At 51.4% G+C, this 16,767-nt stretch carries 9 protein-coding genes; 4 read left to right on the forward strand and 5 right to left on the reverse strand.

The features are described from left to right. Positions 1-39: 39 nt before the first annotated feature. The 4 genes from lepA (at position 40) to DWY57_RS12420 (ending at position 9,158) form a co-directional block, all read left to right on the forward strand. Entirely contained in the window at positions 40-1,821 is a 1,782-nt protein-coding gene (gene lepA, locus DWY57_RS12405; protein ID WP_117600558.1) for a translation elongation factor 4, read from the forward strand. A 39-nt stretch (positions 1,822-1,860) separates the two neighbouring features. Further along, the gene (gene nhaA / locus DWY57_RS12410) at positions 1,861-3,180 is read left to right on the forward strand and encodes a Na+/H+ antiporter NhaA (protein ID WP_119961866.1); all 1,320 of its coding nucleotides are present in this window, start codon (positions 1,861-1,863) and stop codon (positions 3,178-3,180) included. A gap of 191 nt (positions 3,181-3,371) precedes the next feature. After that, on the forward strand, positions 3,372-5,648 hold the full coding sequence (locus tag DWY57_RS12415) for a PAS domain-containing sensor histidine kinase (protein ID WP_119961867.1): 2,277 nt from the start codon (positions 3,372-3,374) through the stop codon (positions 5,646-5,648). A 108-nt stretch (positions 5,649-5,756) separates the two neighbouring features. Next, entirely contained in the window at positions 5,757-9,158 is a 3,402-nt protein-coding gene (locus DWY57_RS12420; RefSeq protein WP_117600555.1) for a TonB-dependent receptor, read from the forward strand. A gap of 99 nt (positions 9,159-9,257) precedes the next feature. Here DWY57_RS12420 and DWY57_RS12425 read toward each other — a convergent pair whose 3' ends face one another. From DWY57_RS12425 to DWY57_RS12445, 5 genes are all read right to left on the reverse strand, one after another. Next, positions 9,258-10,340 carry an endonuclease/exonuclease/phosphatase family protein gene (locus DWY57_RS12425; protein ID WP_119961868.1) on the reverse strand — a complete coding sequence of 361 codons (1,083 nt, stop codon included), beginning with the start codon at positions 10,338-10,340 and terminating at the stop codon, positions 9,258-9,260. 100 nt (positions 10,341-10,440) lie between these two features. Further along, positions 10,441-11,397, reverse strand: a complete 957-nt coding sequence (locus DWY57_RS12430; protein ID WP_119961869.1) for a D-2-hydroxyacid dehydrogenase — start codon at positions 11,395-11,397, stop codon at positions 10,441-10,443. A gap of 76 nt (positions 11,398-11,473) precedes the next feature. After that, positions 11,474-12,745, reverse strand: coding sequence for a replication-associated recombination protein A (locus DWY57_RS12435; RefSeq protein ID WP_119961870.1), 1,272 nt, complete (start codon positions 12,743-12,745; stop codon positions 11,474-11,476). Between the two features lie 12 nt (positions 12,746-12,757). Next, positions 12,758-15,343 carry a DUF5686 and carboxypeptidase-like regulatory domain-containing protein gene (locus DWY57_RS12440; protein WP_117964448.1) on the reverse strand — a complete coding sequence of 862 codons (2,586 nt, stop codon included), beginning with the start codon at positions 15,341-15,343 and terminating at the stop codon, positions 12,758-12,760. A 299-nt stretch (positions 15,344-15,642) separates the two neighbouring features. Then, a complete protein-coding gene (locus DWY57_RS12445) occupies positions 15,643-16,737 on the reverse strand; it encodes a UDP-N-acetyl glucosamine 2-epimerase (RefSeq protein ID WP_117964447.1) in 1,095 nt (364 codons plus the stop codon). Positions 16,738-16,767 lie beyond the last annotated feature (30 nt).

Here is a 16,767-nt window from a genome sequence, read left to right on the forward strand (position 1 = left end):
ACTATCTTTGCGCACCCAATTAATAGATAGTTATTGACAATGAAGAATATACGAAATTTTTGCATTATTGCCCATATCGACCACGGTAAATCAACTTTGGCAGACCGTCTGCTGGAATTTACCAATACTATACAAGTAACTAACGGACAGATGCTGGATGACATGGACCTTGAGAAGGAAAGAGGTATCACCATCAAGAGCCATGCCATACAAATGGAGTATACATATAAAGGCGAAAAGTATATTCTGAACTTGATAGACACTCCGGGACACGTTGACTTCTCGTACGAGGTGTCACGTTCCATCGCCGCTTGTGAAGGAGCCTTGCTTATTGTAGATGCTTCGCAAGGAGTGCAGGCGCAGACCATTTCAAACCTCTATATGGCGATTGAGCATGATTTGGAGATTATTCCCGTCATCAACAAATGTGACATGGCAAGCGCCATGCCCGAGGAAGTGGAGGATGAGATCGTCGAACTGTTGGGTTGCAAGCGTGATGAGATTATCCGTGCTTCCGGCAAAACAGGCATGGGAGTGGAAGAGATTCTGGCTGCGGTCATTGAGCGTATCCCTCATCCGGAGGGTGACGAGGAAGCTCCGTTGCAGGCGTTGATTTTCGATTCTGTCTTCAATTCTTTCCGTGGTATCATTGCATATTTCAAGATAGTGAACGGTGTGATTCGTAAAGGGGATAAAGTGAAATTCTTCAATACAGGCAAGGAATATGATGCGGATGAAATCGGAGTGCTCAAAATGGAAATGATGCCACGTCCGGAGTTGCGTACGGGGGATGTGGGCTATATCATCTCGGGTATCAAAACCTCTAAGGAAGTGAAAGTAGGCGATACGATTACGCATATTGCCCGTCCTTGCGAAGAGGCCATCGCCGGTTTTGAGGAGGTGAAGCCGATGGTTTTTGCCGGTGTGTACCCCATCGAGGCAGAAGATTTCGAGGACTTGCGTTCTTCTTTGGAGAAGTTGCAGTTGAATGATGCTTCGCTGACTTTCCAGCCTGAGTCTTCATTAGCTTTGGGCTTTGGTTTCCGTTGCGGTTTCCTTGGGCTGCTCCATATGGAGATTGTGCAGGAACGCCTTGACCGTGAATTTGACATGAACGTTATCACCACCGTGCCCAACGTTTCCTACAATATCTATGACAAGCAGGGAAATATGACTGAAGTGCATAACCCCGGCAGCATGCCCGACCCTACCATGATAGACCGTATTGAGGAGCCCTATATCCGTGCCTCGGTGATTACCGCCACTGATTACATCGGCCCTATCATGACTCTTTGTCTGGGCAAGCGTGGCGAGCTGGTGAAGCAGGAATATATTTCAGGTAACCGTGTAGAAATATACTATGACATGCCTCTTGGCGAAATAGTTATCGATTTCTATGATAAATTGAAGAGTATCTCTAAGGGATATGCCTCTTTTGACTATCATCCCAACGGTTTTCGTCCTTCCAAACTGGTGAAGCTGGATATTTTGCTGAACGGTGAGCCGGTGGATGCTCTTTCTACCTTGACACACTTTGACAATGCCTACGAATTGGGACGCCGGATGTGCGAAAAGTTGAAAGACCTGATTCCGAGACAGCAGTTCGATATCGCCATTCAGGCTGCTATCGGTGCCAAGATTATTTCCCGGGAAACGATTAAGGCTGTGCGTAAGGACGTAACGGCCAAATGTTATGGAGGTGACGTGAGCCGTAAACGAAAATTGCTTGAGAAACAGAAGAGAGGTAAGAAGCGTATGAAACAGATTGGTAATGTGGAAGTACCTCAGAAAGCGTTCCTTGCAGTCTTGAAGCTGGATTGATGTCGAAAGGATGAAATCTTAAATCAAATATACTTCTTTATGATTATTTTGCGTACTGTGAAAAACTTCTCGTCGCTGAATATAGCGGCGAGCATCTTGCTGTTTTTGATGGCTATTTTGGCGGCCGTTATTGCTAATTCGCCGATGGCTCCGCTGTATCAGGGCTTTCTTTTGCAGGAACTGCATCTGCGTATCGGAGACTTCAACTTGTTCTCCCATGGCGGTCATCCGTTGAAAATGATTGAGTTTATAAACGACTGCCTGATGACTGTTTTCTTTCTGGCTGTGGGGTTGGAGATAAAGCGGGAACTGCTGGTGGGTGAACTTTCTTCCTTTCGTAAAGCCTCTTTACCTTTTGTAGCGGCGTGTGGCGGTATGCTGGTGCCGGTCATTGTCTATTCACTTCTGGTCGTTCAGGGCACTCCGGAAACGCGCGGTATGGCTATACCGATGGCTACGGATATTGCTTTTTCATTGGGTGTACTCAGTCTGCTGGGTAAACGGGTGCCTTTGAGTCTGAAAATTTTCCTGACGGCATTTGCAGTGGTCGATGATATTGGCGGCATTCTGGTTATTGCCATTTTCTATAGTTCCGAAGTGGCTTACGGATACCTAATTGTAGCCGCTGCCCTTTATTTCTTCCTTTACTATATGGGGAAATTCGGTATGACACAGAAGATATTCTTCCTGCTTATCGGGCTGATTATTTGGTATTTGTTCCTTCAGTCGGGCATTCACAGCACTATTTCCGGAGTGATACTGGCCTTTGTAATACCGGCCCGTCCCCGTTTGGATGCCGGGAAATACATTAAGCGTATCCGCGATATCATCGGTGATTTTCCGGTTTCCAAATCGGATAATATTATATTGACCAATGAGCAGATTGCCACTCTAAAACAAGTAGAACGCGCTTCTGATTATGTGATTAGTCCTTTGCAATCCTTGGAAGACAATTTGCATGGTACGGTAAACTTTGTGATACTGCCGCTTTTTGCTTTTGCCAATGCTGGTGTGGTGTTCAGTGGAGGCGGTGGCGTTGTTGGAGCTGTTAGTATAGCGGTGGCTGCAGGATTGCTTCTTGGTAAGTTTATCGGTATTTTTCTGTTTACCTGGCTGGCGGTCAAGAGTGGTTTGTCCTCGATGCCTCCGGGAATGAATTGGAGAAGTGTTGCCGGAGTATCCTTGTTGGGGGGGATTGGTTTTACGGTATCTTTATTTATTGCCAACCTTTCTTTTGCAGGAGAATATCCGGATCTGCTGAACCAGGCGAAGTTTGGTGTATTGCTGGGAACGATTGTTGCCGGTATGTTGGGATATATGGTACTGAATGCGGTGTTGCCGAAGGTTAAGAACAAATAGATCTCCACTTTGGAATACTGGACGAAGAATCGGTTCTTTAGGGATATTCAGTAAATCCTTTGAAAGATAAGTTGGCATGTGTCAATGATTTAAGAAAACGTATTCTCTGTTACAGAAACAGAAGAAATAGCCCATTATTCTTAAAAAACATTCGTATCTTTGCTGATACAAGTCGAAAGGACCTTCCAGATATGAAACACATAAAGGCAGTTGCCGGATACATATTGATTCTTTCTCTCTGCCTCGTGTGTGCGCACCCTGCCCATGCGGAGACACGGCGCATTGCGCTGATACACTCTTTCGAGCCGGGCTATCCGCCTGCTGCGAAGGCTTTGGAACTGTTGCAAAAAGAGTTCAGCCTTCTCGGCTTGGACTGCGATGTACGCGAATACTATCTGGACTGCGACCGCTACATGGAGGAGGCAGAAAACCTTCGTATGGCCGGTTTCGTGGACGACCTCTCTGCCTGGGGAGCCGAGTTGATAGCTGTGCTCGACGACCAGGCTGCCTATGCGCTGATGGCATGCAGACACCCGTTGGCGCATGAAATACCCGTTGTGTTCAGCGGTGTGAACTATCCCAACATATCTCTGCTCCTGCAATACCCCAACATCACGGGCTATGCCGACACGCCCGATTACTTGCGTACCATACGCATGATAGAGAGTATCATGGGAAAGTCGCGCATCTGCCTGATGAACGGACAAGTGTTTCTGGACCGCAAGATATGGCATGCGTTGAATGAGCAGTGCCGTGGGCAGGGGTTCGCCATCGTGACCTCTACCGAGGGTGCTTACTTTGCCGGTTCCTCCTATCACCGTGTGCGCGAGAGGGAGACTATCAGCCCTATACTGAAACGGCAGAACATAGACGTGTTGCTGGACACCACGAAGATTGTGCGCATGACGAGCGACTCCATAGCGATACGCCATCTGATGTGGCTGGGACGCGGCGACAATACGTTGCTGCTCTACACCAAGCGAGACTATACCACCAAGCGTGTGGGCATGCTCTTCGACAATCCCACGTTTCAGACCATTAACGAGGGCTTCGGCTTTGCCGACTACTTGCTGGGAGGATATTTCACTCCACTGGAAAGCCAGATAAGATACATGGCGACCGGTATCAAGGAACGCCTCGAAGGGCGGATGCCCCGGCAGCAGGTGACGGAATGCGCCAAGCAGTACGTGCTGAACTGGCATGTGCTGCAGAAGTATGGTATCCCGCTCGAGAGCATTCCGGCAGAGTACACTGTGATGTATATCCCTTTTTCGGAGCGCTATCGCTATCCTATACTTATCGGTTCCATCTTGGGCGCTGTCTTCGTGCTGACGGTGATAGTCTTGCTCTCCTTTAGCCTGCTGCGCGAACGCAGGCGCAAGCGTGAGGCATTGCGAAACCTCCTCTACGAGCATGAGACCCTCTGCCTGGCCATCGAAGGAAATTCTACCTACGCCTGGCGACTGGAGGGAGATTCCGTGTCCTGCGACTCGCAGTTTTGCGAGCTTATTCATCATCGCCCCGGCCGTCTTCTGCTCGATGAAATCACTCCCTACATCCATCCCGACGACTTACCCGCCTTCCGCAAGAACATAGCGGCAAGGCATGAACGCACGCACCACAAGGGGCAGTATCGCTGTAACTTCACCGGTGAGTTCCAGTGGTGGGAGTTCAGCTACAATACCATCCACACCCCCGGACACGCACCCATCATAGCCGGATTGCTGCAGAATATCCAGGAACTGAAAGACCACGAGCAGGAGCTGATAGAATCCCGCGAGCTGGCGGAGCAGGCCGAACTGAAACAGTCGTTCCTCAACAACATGAGCCACGAGATCCGCACTCCGCTCAATGCCATTGTCGGCTTCTCGGACATGCTGGCCAATGAGCCGGAGTTTTCAAACGAAGAGCGGCAGGAGTTTGTGGACATTATCAACACCAATACCAAACTGCTGCTGAAGCTGGTGGGCGATGTGCTGGAACTGTCGCGCATCGAGTCGGGTAACCTCTCGTTCACCTTTCAGCGGGAGAGCGTGTGCCGGTTGCTCGATGACGTCTATCAGACGCATAGCCTGCTTATCCGGCCGCCGTTGCAGTTCCTCAAGGATTTCCCTCCCGAAGATGTGCAGGTGAATGTAGACCCCATGCGACTGACACAGGTACTCACCAACTTCCTGAACAATGCCAACAAGTTTACGAAAGAAGGCAGCATCCGGCTGGGGTATTGCTGTCCGTCCGGCATGAGCGAGGTACATCTTTATGTGGAAGACACCGGCATAGGCATTCCGCACAGCGAGCAGAAGATAATTTTCGAGCGTTTCTACAAGCGCAGCGAGTTTTCCCAAGGCGTCGGGCTGGGCTTGTCCATCTGTGTGCTCATTGTCGAAAAGATGGGAGGACGCATCGAACTCCAGTCCGAGGAAGGCCGTGGAAGCCGTTTCACAGTGGTACTGCCTTGTATTGAATAAATCCTTAAAAAATGTAATCGCGTTGTAATGCCTTTATATATAATTTTGCGTATCTTTGCCAATGTTTTAAGAAATATAACGTTTTAAGAAACTAATTTAAAAGACATTATGTTAAAGAGAGTAAGAATTATACTGACGGTGCTGCTGCTACTGGCCACCGTGGGTGTAGATGCGCAGGTCACCACAGCTTCTATGGCGGGTAAGGTGGCGGATGCAAGTAATGAGCCCATTATTGGTGCCACTGTCCAGGCGGTGCACCAGCCTTCCGGTTCGCGCTACGGAACCGTGACCAATGTCGACGGACGCTATTCCATCCAGGGTATGCGCACCGGTGGTCCCTATCGGGTAGAGATTTCCTATATCGGCTATCAGACAGTTATTTATAAGGACATCACTCTCCAACTGGGCGAGGTGTATAACCTGAACGTAGAGATGAGCGAATCTTCCGAGCTGCTGAACGAAGTGATTGTGACGGCTGCCAAGACCAAGTTTACCGCCGAAAAGACGGGTGCCACTACCAACATCTCTTCTGCACAGATAACGCAGCTCCCTACCGTGAACCGCAGTATCAGCGACATCGCCCGCCTTTCTCCCTACGCCAACGGCATGAGCTTTGCCGGAGGTGACGGACGTTCCACGAATTTCACCATCGACGGTGCCAACTTCAACAACAACTTTGGACTGAGTTCCAACCTTCCCGGTGGCGGAAATCCCATCTCGATGGATGCCATCGAAGAAGTGCAGGTAGTTGTCGCCCCGTTCGACGTACGCCAGACGAACTTCATCGGCGGTGGCATCAATGCCATCACCAAGAGTGGTACGAACACATTCAGAGGTACTGCCTATACCTATTACCGCAACCAGGACATGCGTGGTAACCGCATCAACGGCGAGGACCTGGGAGCACGTTCCGATGAGTCCAAGACCACCTACGGCTTCACGCTGGGTGGTCCCATCATCAAGAACAAGTTGTTCTTCTTTGTGAACTACGAAAAAGAGAAGACTCCGGGAGAGGTTATAAAGTATCGCGCGCGCGAGGACGGCGAAGATGCGAAAGGTATGGTGTCCCGTACACTGAAGTCGGACATGGAGAAGGTGTACAACCATCTGAAGGACAAATACGGCTATGATGCAGGCTCCTACACCAATTTCCCTGCCGACGAGGAGAACACCAAGCTGCTGGCCCGCATCGACTGGAACATCACGGACCGCCATCGCTTGAGTCTCCGCTACAACAATACGAAGAATACGGCTTGGAATGCCCCGAACGGTAACTCTTCCGATACGGGATATCGTTTGAACAATACTTACCGCGTAGGTACGCAGTCTATGGCGTTTGCCAACAGCATGTATTCTATGGACAACAAGGTGCAGTCTTGGGCGGCAGATTTGAATAGTCGTTTCACCGATAAGATTTCCAATCAGTTGCTGTTTACCTACACCAATATTGAGGACATGCGCGGCACCAATTCTTCTCCTTTCCCCTTCATTGACATCATGGCAGGCAAGGACGAGAATGGAAACCAGATTCTGGAACCGTATATGAGTGCCGGTTACGAGCTGTTCACTTACAACAATGGTGTGAAGAACAAGATTACGAACATTACCGATAACTTCACCTTCTTCACCGGTAACCACAAGCTGACGGCAGGCCTTAGCTACGAGCACCAGTTTGCCAATAACGCCTATATGCGTAACGGTACGGGATACTATCGCTACAACAGTCTGGAAGATTTCCTGAGTGGCGCAGCTCCCGAATCATTCGCTTTGACTTATGGTTTCAACGGTGTGGCCAACCCCAATGCCCAGGTTACCTTCAACCAGCTTGGCTTCTATGCCCAAGATGAATGGAATCTCGGCAACAGTCTGAAACTGACCTACGGTATCCGTTTCGACAACTTGATGTTCGACAACGACGACCTCCAGAGAAACGATGCCATCTATGAGCTTGACTTCGACGGGCAGCACATCGACACCGGCAAGTGGCCGGATTCCAGATGGCAGATTTCTCCCCGTGTAGGTTTCGTTTGGGATGTGTTCAAGGACAAGTCGCTGAAAGTACGTGGAGGTACGGGTGTGTTTACGGGACGTCTGCCGTTGGTTTTCTTCACCAATATGCCGACCAATGCTTCTATGGTACAGAACTCTGTTACCTTTAAGACCCAATATGACAATGGAAAAGTGGTGGGCCACGATTCCCGTCTGGATCAGTTGGCAGGTGGCATGATTACGGACATGAACCAGATAATCGACAAGTTCAACCTCCCCACCACGATTGAGAAACACGTGGCGGGGAGTAAGATTTCGGGTGTGGCCAAGGACTTCAAGATGCCACAGGTGTGGAAGTCGTCTATTGCGGTGGATTATCAGGTACCCGTATCTTTCCCCTTGACCGTGACGGGAGAGTTCATGTTTACAAAGAATGTGAATGCCGTTACCATCAACAATATCAATATCAAGAACCCCGACGAATGGAAATACAATAAGCTGACCACCGTCAAGGGCGCTGATGGAAAAGAGGTGACAACTACGGAACTGCTGCATACAGGTATGCAACGTTTCAATGGTGCGGATAACCGCATGGTGTACTCTTATTCTCTTTATGACAACCCCGATAAGAATGTGAAATATGCAGGCGACTTCGTGCATTACAATGGCAAGAATGCCGTGGTGCTCGACAATACATCCAAAGGCTACGGCTATACGGCAAACATCACGGTGAATGCCCAGCCGTTGGACGACCTGATGCTGATGCTGGCTTATACGCACACGGAGTCCAAAGAAGTTTCCGGTCTTCCGGGCAGCGACCCCATCTCTACTTGGCAGGGACTGAACACGATTGACGGTTCCAATTATGTGGATGCACAACGTTCACAGTATGTGGTTCCCGACAAGGTGATTGCTTCCGTGGGCTACTACATTCCCTTCAGACACAAAGGCCTGCTTCGCGGTACGCACCTGAATCTGTTCTATTCCGGTTATTCTTCCGGCGGTTACAGCTTCTGCTACACCAATGACATGAACGGTGACGGCATCAACAACGACCTGATGTACATTCCGAAGGACGATAGTGAAATCAACTTCAAGACAGAGGAAGACCGCGTTGCTTTCTGGAAATTCGTAGAGCAGGATTCGTACCTGAAGAATCACAAAGGACAGTATGCCGAGGCTTATGCTGCCCGTGCTCCGTGGGTGCACCGCTTTGACTTCCGTCTGCTGGAGGATTTTGAATTCAAGATTGGCAAGACCAAGCATTGCTTCCAGTTGAGTTTCGACATCATGAACGTGGGTAATCTTATTAACTCCAAATGGGGTATCTCCAAGACCAACACCGTTTCCAACAGCAACCGAATCCTGAAGTATGAAGGGGTGAAGAGCGTCACTGATCTGACTCCGGTATTCTCCATGTATAAGGTGAACGGTGAATATCCTACCAAGACTTACGACACCTATCAGAACTACAGCGAATGCTGGAAGTTGCAAGTCGGCATCCGTTATGTGTTCAACTAACCGGATGTAGACAACCTCCGCTGAATGGCGGAATATGATAAGGCAAGGGCTGTCCTGGAAATTCCGGGATAGCCCTTGCTGTTTTGGGCTTTCTTTACTTTATTGTATTTCAACCTCCATAATCACTGGATTGTGGTCGCTGCACAAATCCAGGTCCGGAGAGTAGTATGCAATACCCTTCAGACTGGGGGAGTGGAAGATGTAGTCAATACGCAACATGCGTTTGGCATAGCGGTAGGTGTACATGTATCCGTTTCCGGCAGTGCGGAATCCGTCTTTGAGGGTTTTCCTCAAATGGTGGTAGGTGTAGGAGGAAGGTATCGAGTTGAAATCGCCGCATAACAGCACGGGATAGGGGCTGGCCTTGGCGTAGTGGCTGATGACGTAAGCCTGTGTGGCCCGTTTCACGAAGTTTTCGTGCAGGGTGCCTGCGGCATCTTTGGCTGCCTGGACTTCGCGGCGGGTGTCGTCGGTGGCCAGCTCGCGTTCCCACTTCCTGCGCTTCTGGCTGACGCTGGTGGTCTGCAGGTGGTTGTTTATCAGACGTATGGTATCTGTATCCATCACTACATCGCACATCATGCTACAGTTGGAGCTGCGCTGGTAAGTGATGAAACGGTGGTTCGCCAATGGATAGCGGCTGAATACGGCGATAGGCAGTACGCCCTTGGAGTCTTCGGAAGGGATGAGCGCGTGTGACCAATGCGAGAGTATGCGCCGTATGCTGTCCGTGGGGAAGTCGCTGTTGTCTCCGAACTCCTGGAAGCACAGCACATCCACGCCCTCCTGCTGCATGTACCGGGCTATCTCCTTGCAGGAATAACCGGTAATCTCACCTCCAAAGTTGTGTATGTTGTAGGTGGCTATCTTCAGATACTTGCCTGCCGGGGTTTTGTCTTTCGGCAGGTGGAGCTGGAAGACAGACGTCAGATATCCCCAGTTGCAGAAGAATGCCGCCAGCGGAACCAGTGCCCAGCGCTTATGGGCCAATGCCCAGCAGAGTGCCGTTATCAGATTGACAATCAGGAGTACGGGCACTGCCAGCCCCAGTAATGGCATGATGGCGGAATCGACCGGAGCCACGTTTCTTGAGAAGGCTGCCACTATGGTGATGGTGGCCAAAACGAATGTTGCTGCTATCAGGCAGATGTAGAACAGACCTTTTACGGCGGACTTTCCCATGTTGTTTGCTTGTTTGTTTTGTTATGGTACCCTGCCATACAGAGCTTGTTACAGCATCTCTTCCACCGGGATATACAGCGAAGAGATGCTGTAATGTCTGTTATTTATTCACTACGTTCACCGGCTTGCCGTCTTGGTAGGCTTTGATGTTTTCGAGCATAATCAGCATGAGGCGTTCGCGTGCGGCCGTGCTTGCCCAGGCAATGTGCGGAGTGATGTAGCAGTTACGGGCAGAGAGCAATGGATTGTCGGCACGGGGAGGCTCCTGCGAGAGTACGTCTACGCCGGCGGCATAGATGGTGCCGTTGTTAAGTGCATTGGCAAGGTCTTGTTCGTTGATGAGCGGGCCGCGTCCGGTATTGATGAGGATGGCGGTGGGCTTCATCAGCCGGAGCCGTTCTGCATTCACCATCTCGCGGGTGGAGTCGGTGAGGGGACAGTGCAGGCTGATGATGTCACATTCGCGGAACAACTCGTCCAGCTCCATCTTGCGGATTTCGGGAGGAAGCTGGAAGTTGGTCTTGGAGGTGTAGGCACATACCTTCATACCGAAGCCGATGGCGATGCGGGCGGTGGTGAAGCCGGTGTGCCCCAGGCCTACGATTCCGAGCTTTTTTTCGCGCAGTTCGATGAGCGGCGTGTCCCAGAAGCAGAAGTCCTTGCTTGCTGTCCAGCGGCCTCGGTGCACCTCTTCAGAGTGGTGTTGCACTTGTTGGGTGATGTTCAGAATATGGGCAAAGACCATCTGGGCAACGGAGTCGGTGCTGTAGGCGGGAATATTGGTGACAATGATGCCGCGTTCTTTGGCAGCGGCGGTGTCTACGATGTTGTATCCGGTAGCCAGCACACCGATGTATTTCAGTTCGGGCAGTGCCGTCATGTGCTCAGCGGTGAGCACGGTTTTGTTGGTCAGCAGGATTTCTGCACCAGCGGCGCGTTCCAATACTTCCGCAGGGGCGGTGCGGTCGTAGATGGTGCACTCGCCCAAGGCTTGCAATTCGTCCCAGCAAAGGTCGCCGGGGTTGGCGGCATAGCCGTCTAATACTACTATATTCATGGAGTTATAAGTTATTTGTTGTGGGGATTTTCTGTATCCGAGTTTTAATCTCTAACTTTTAATTTTAATTGATAGTTTACCATTTCTTTTCCTCTCCCCAGAGTTGCTGCATCCGTTCCTTGTGCTTCTGCTCGGCAGGGTTGAGTTGTGGCTCCCAGATACGGCGGTCTTTCAATTTGTCGGGCAGGAATTGCTGCTTGACGAAGTTGCCGGGGTAGTCGTGAGCGTACTTGTACTTCTCGCCGTAGCCCAACTGCTTCATCAGCTTGGTAGGGGCGTTGCGCAGGTGCAGGGGGACGGGGAGGTTGCCCGTTTCACGTACCAGTTCCAGGGCATTGTTGATGGCCATATAGGCGGAGTTGCTCTTGGGGCTGGTGGCAAGGTATATGGTGGCTTCTGCCAGTGGGATACGTCCTTCGGGCCATCCCACTTTCATCAGCGTGTCGAAGCAGGCGTTGGCAAGCAGCAGTGCGTTGGGGTTGGCCAGTCCGATGTCTTCGGAGGCGGAGATGACGAGGCGGCGGGCTATGAAGGCAGGGTCTTCACCTCCTTCGACCATGCGCGCCAGCCAGTAGATGGCGCCATCCGGGTCGCTGCCGCGAATGGATTTGATAAAGGCGGAGATGATGTCGTAGTGCATCTCGCCGTCCTTATCGTAGGCAAGAGGGTTCTGTTGCAGGCGTTCGGTCACCATGTCGTCGGTGATGAGGACAGGGTCTGCGGCTTCGGAGTCTACCACCAGTTCGAGGATGTTGAGCAGCTTGCGGGCGTCTCCTCCGCTGAAGCGGAGCATGGCGGTGGTTTCTTCCAGTTCTATCTTCCGTTCCTTCAGCACGGTGTCTGTGGTGATGGCACGTTGCAGCAGTTCCAGCAGGTCGTCCTTCTCCAGTGACTTCAAGGTATAGAGCTGGCAGCGGGACAGCAGCGGGCGGATGACCTCGAACGAAGGGTTCTCCGTGGTGGCGCCTATCAGCGTCACGGTGCCTTGCTCCACGGCTCCCAGCAGTGAGTCTTGCTGCGATTTGCTGAAGCGGTGTATCTCGTCAATGAAGAGGATGGGACTGGCTTGCGAGAAGAAACGGTTGCTCTTGGCGCGCTCTATCACGTCGCGCACGTCCTTCACGCCGCTGGTCACGGCACTGAGCGTATAGAAAGGAGTTTCCAGCTTGTTGGCGATAATCTGCGCCAAGGTTGTCTTTCCCACTCCCGGAGGACCCCATAGGATAAACGAAGAGATACGTCCTGCATCAATCATCTTACGCAGCACTGCACCTGGTCCCACTAAATGTTTCTGACCGATATATTCATCTAATGTTCTTGGTCTAAGCCGTTCTGCTAATGGTTGCATAGTATGTAACTCTTAAAATATCATTAATATCATGAAGCGTATACCGCCCTTCTTCACTCCCGGTATGTCCGTATAGGTCAGCCTACGTACATATTCTATGTGGAGCAGTTTGAAGATATTGTAGATACCTACGCTGGCTTCCACATAGGGAGTCTTGCCCATGACGTGGCTGGTGGGTACACCGTCGCGCATGGGGAAGAGGAATAAGTCGGGATTGTTGCTCTTGTACGGGTTGTTCTTGTCCGTCAGCGTGCCCCACAAGCCACGGATGCGGAACATCTCGCGCCACTTCAGCTTCTTGATGAGCGGGATGCGGTTGAAGAGTTTTCCGTTCATGTCGTAGCTTAGGTTGAGGGAGGCGTAGCGGTCGTTCAGGAACTCCATGTTGTTGATGAGGTTGAAGGACTCGTTGTTCTGCGTGATGTACGAGAGGTTCGCCATCGGCAGGTTCAGCAGGGGGAAGGGAACGGTGTTCCATTGCGCACCGGCACGTGCCGTTACGTCCAGCTTGCCCCACGAGCCGAGCCAGAAGCGCTTGCGGATGCTGGCTTCCGTCAGGTTGAAGTTATACTCTCCACCCAGCACGCCCTTGAATCCGGCGGTGTGGGAGAGGGTGAAGGTGGGCGCATCCAACGATACGGGCACGCGGCGTTGCTTGGTGTTGACGAAGGTCTCACCGGGAGCGTAACGCAAAGTCACACCCAGCTCGGTGGTGGTGATGTCGTGCACCAACGTATTTTTTTCGTCCCATTGTCCGGGTGTCCCTCCGTTGTTCTTCCAGTATTGCAATTGTCCGGCAGGCTGGTCGTTACGATGGCGCGCCATGGCCTGTACGGAGAAGCCGGTATTGGTCTCCAGCTCGTAAGTCAGCGTGGCGTCGCGCATGTAGGACATCTGGTCCACCGTCGTCCATTTCCAGCCGACAAACAAGTTGTCCTTGTCCGTGGCGAGATACTTGTCCATGGGAGACATCACGTCGTAGGTGTACTTGAAGGCGATATAGTGTTTCGGGAACTCCCACAATACGTATTCGCGCTTGTTGAAGGAGTAGGCCACCTGTCCGGAGTAGAACCATTTCTTGTCCTTGGTTCCGTAGGCACCGTAGCCGCTCAGGCTCCAATGCGGGTCAAGGTTACCTGTTGTCATACCGCTCAGACGGAAGCGCGTGCCGTTGACGTAGTTGCTGGTTATCATCGTGTTGATGGGACCGAAGTCGAACTTGCTGGGATGCTTCTTGCCACCCGTCTCCACGAAGTTCTCAATCAAGGCTTTCGCCCCGAAGATAACGTACTTGAAGCCGGGAATCTGCTCGATGCGGTTCATGAATACGTCCATCGTGCTCTCTTTCTTGGTGAGGGGCACTTGGCGGACTTTCGCCCAGTATTCGTCGCTCTTGGCAAGCATGTTCGCTTCCTTGATGACGTTTCCTTTCAGACGGAAGAGGCGGGGCTCTATTTCCGTGAATTGATAGTCGCTGTATTTGGTGGTCCGTTGCACTTCCAGGCCTTGGATACCTTTCACGAAGTGCAGTTCCACGGTCATGTCGTCGTCGGTCAACACCCAGTTGCTGTCGGGCAGTTGTTCGAACTGCTGCACGATGTCGAGGTTTTCCACGAAGTTGACACCCGTCTTCTTGGGTAGGTTCATGGTACATTTCTTCACGGCATAGGTGGAGTCCTTCACCACGTAGAGGTGCCCCGTGAAACCGAAGTCCTGCGGGTTCTGCGGAACGAAGGTGAGGTGCACGCACTCCTGCTTATCCACCATGAGCGTGTCCATCAAGTAGTATTTGTAGAAGTTGATGGCTCCGCGACCGATGGGGCTGACGAAGCGGCGTTGCAGCAGCCGGATGTCGTCGTCGTAGATGTTGATGTCGGAGAATACGTCCGTAAGGATGGTCCCCAGCATGTCTCCGGTGTTGAAGAACTCTTCGATACCAGTGGAGTTCATGCCTTCGATGATGGTCTTTTCGCTCTTGGGGCTTTTACGGAAAATGGTCTTGCTCGCCGTCTCCTTGATGGAGATGGGTAGAATCATCTTGTTGGTCTTGGGCGATACCTCCACCTGGTCTTTGAAGAAGGAGAATTTCTTGTAAATACCTTTCTCCATTTTGTCGGGGGTAACGTCGTTGAGCGACATCTTCATCTTTTCATATTTCTGATACTGATAGTAGTCGTTCTCTTCCAGTTTCAAGGCCTTCTTGTTCTCGATGACCTTCTTCATAAACTCCACGGCGGGGTTGTTCTTGCGGGAATATTTCTCCTTCTTGGGTTTCACGACGACCTCGGAGAGCATGATGTCGTCCGGTTGCAACTTGACGTTCAGCACCCGGGTACCGGGATTCAATTTCACTTTCTTGGTGATATAACCTACAGCGGAGAATGTCAGCTCATCCCAGCCTTTGTGGGTTTCAACCTGGTATTCACCGTTTGCGTTGGAGATGCCGCCTACACCTTTCCCTTCATACTGTACGGTGATATACATCAGCGGTTCGTTCGTGAGAGAGTCTGTGATGACACCCTTAATTTGGGCGGATGCGCTGATGGAGACAAACAGTGACAGCAGGAAAAGGGCATAAATTATATATCTTTGCTTCATAAGTTACAGATAATTCGGGCACAAAGTTAACAAATTAAGGTTAATCAAGAAGCAAATATAGACTAAAGAAACGGGAGATATGGTTAAATGAACGTGAAAGTCGTATGTCTTGTTTGCTGGATACAGATAAAAAATGTACGGAATCCTTGTAGAGAAGTTGCCGGATATAAAGGATAAAGTTGCGCAATGTATGGAGAAAGCTCTATCCCAAGCCTTGGGATAGAAAGACCCAAGCTTGGGATAAGCGTCCGTAGGTTTGGGATAGACGTTTGCAAGCTTGGGATGGAATTTATGGAGGATTATGAATTGTTGCCGTTCAGTAGTGTCTGTACGATGCGTTCCGCCGTCCGTCCGTCCCAGCGGTCGGGTAGGATGGCGTGCTTCCATTCTCCGTGCAGCAGCTTGTCGAGCGAGGCGGAGAGGGCGAAGGAGTTTTCGCCGACCAGCTCGTTGGTACCGATACGCCAGGTTTCGGGATGCTCGGCGTAGGTGTTGAGGGTGATGCAGGGGACATCAAGGAAGGTGGCTTCTTCGGCAATGTTGCCCGAGTCGGTGACGATGCCCCGTGCCTGATTGATGAGGAACCCGAAGTGCAGGTAGCTCTGTGGAGGCAGGATGTGCAGGTTAGGGGCATCCAGTCCCAGTGACTTCACTGCCTTTTGTACATAGGGGTGCAGAGGGGCGACGATAGGCATGCCGTCGGCTTTTTCGATGACGGTTTGGAGCAGGGAGTGCAGCACGGCCTTCTTTTCCAGCAGGTCACGGCGGTTGAGGGTTAGTAGCAAGTAGTTTCCTTTCCGCAGGCCGAGGCTGGAGAACCACATGGGCTGCACCAGGCGGTGGCGGTTGAAGCGGATGGTGTCAATCAGTATGTTGCCCACGTAGTGGATATAGTCGGGTATCATACCCTCTTGGTTGAGATTGCGGTTGGCCACCATGCCGGCAGTGAAGAGATAGTCGGAGATGGCGTCCACGATGGTTCGGTTCACTTCGCGGGGCATGTTCATGTCGAAGGAGCGCGTGCCTGCTATGACGTGCGCCACCTTCAGCCCGCGCTTCTTGGCGACGATGGAGCAACTCATGGTGGCGGTCATGTCATCTACCACCAGTACGACTTGTGCTGGGTGCCCGTCCAACTCGCGCTCGAAGGCAAGCATGATGGAGGCTGCCACCTGCGAGTGGTCATGTCCGGTGACGCCGAGGCAGGCATCCGGTTTCCTCATAGAGAGGTCGGAGAAGAGCGAGGCATCCAGGCTGGTGTCATCCTGCGGACCGGTGTAGACGATGCGGTAGGAGATGTTCTTTCCTGCCTCTCTGGCGGCGTCGATGGCGCGGCAGATGGGGGCTATTTTCATGAAGTTGGGGCGTGCGCCCGATACGATTGTTATTTTCATTGTCGTAATTGGTAAAAAAATGTCGATACA

Origin of the sequence: Bacteroides sp. AF25-5LB (assembly GCF_003602965.1) — a bacterium.
GTDB classification, from domain to species: Bacteria; Bacteroidota; Bacteroidia; order Bacteroidales; family Bacteroidaceae; genus Bacteroides; species Bacteroides uniformis.

Bases quoted from the DNA above. Each gene is read 5' to 3' on its own strand.
- DWY57_RS12435 (WP_119961870.1), bottom strand. From the start codon at position 12,745: ATGCAACCATTAGCAGAACGGCTTAGACCAAGAACATTAGATGAATAT.
- DWY57_RS12415 (WP_119961867.1), top strand. From the start codon at position 3,372: ATGAAACACATAAAGGCAGTTGCCGGATACATATTGATTCTTTCTCTC.
- DWY57_RS12420 (WP_117600555.1), top strand. From the start codon at position 5,757: ATGTTAAAGAGAGTAAGAATTATACTGACGGTGCTGCTGCTACTGGCC.
- nhaA (WP_119961866.1), top strand. From the start codon at position 1,861: ATGATTATTTTGCGTACTGTGAAAAACTTCTCGTCGCTGAATATAGCG.
- lepA (WP_117600558.1), top strand. From the start codon at position 40: ATGAAGAATATACGAAATTTTTGCATTATTGCCCATATCGACCACGGT.
- DWY57_RS12445 (WP_117964447.1), bottom strand. From the start codon at position 16,737: ATGAAAATAACAATCGTATCGGGCGCACGCCCCAACTTCATGAAAATA.
- DWY57_RS12425 (WP_119961868.1), bottom strand. From the start codon at position 10,340: ATGGGAAAGTCCGCCGTAAAAGGTCTGTTCTACATCTGCCTGATAGCA.
- DWY57_RS12440 (WP_117964448.1), bottom strand. From the start codon at position 15,343: ATGAAGCAAAGATATATAATTTATGCCCTTTTCCTGCTGTCACTGTTT.
- DWY57_RS12430 (WP_119961869.1), bottom strand. From the start codon at position 11,397: ATGAATATAGTAGTATTAGACGGCTATGCCGCCAACCCCGGCGACCTT.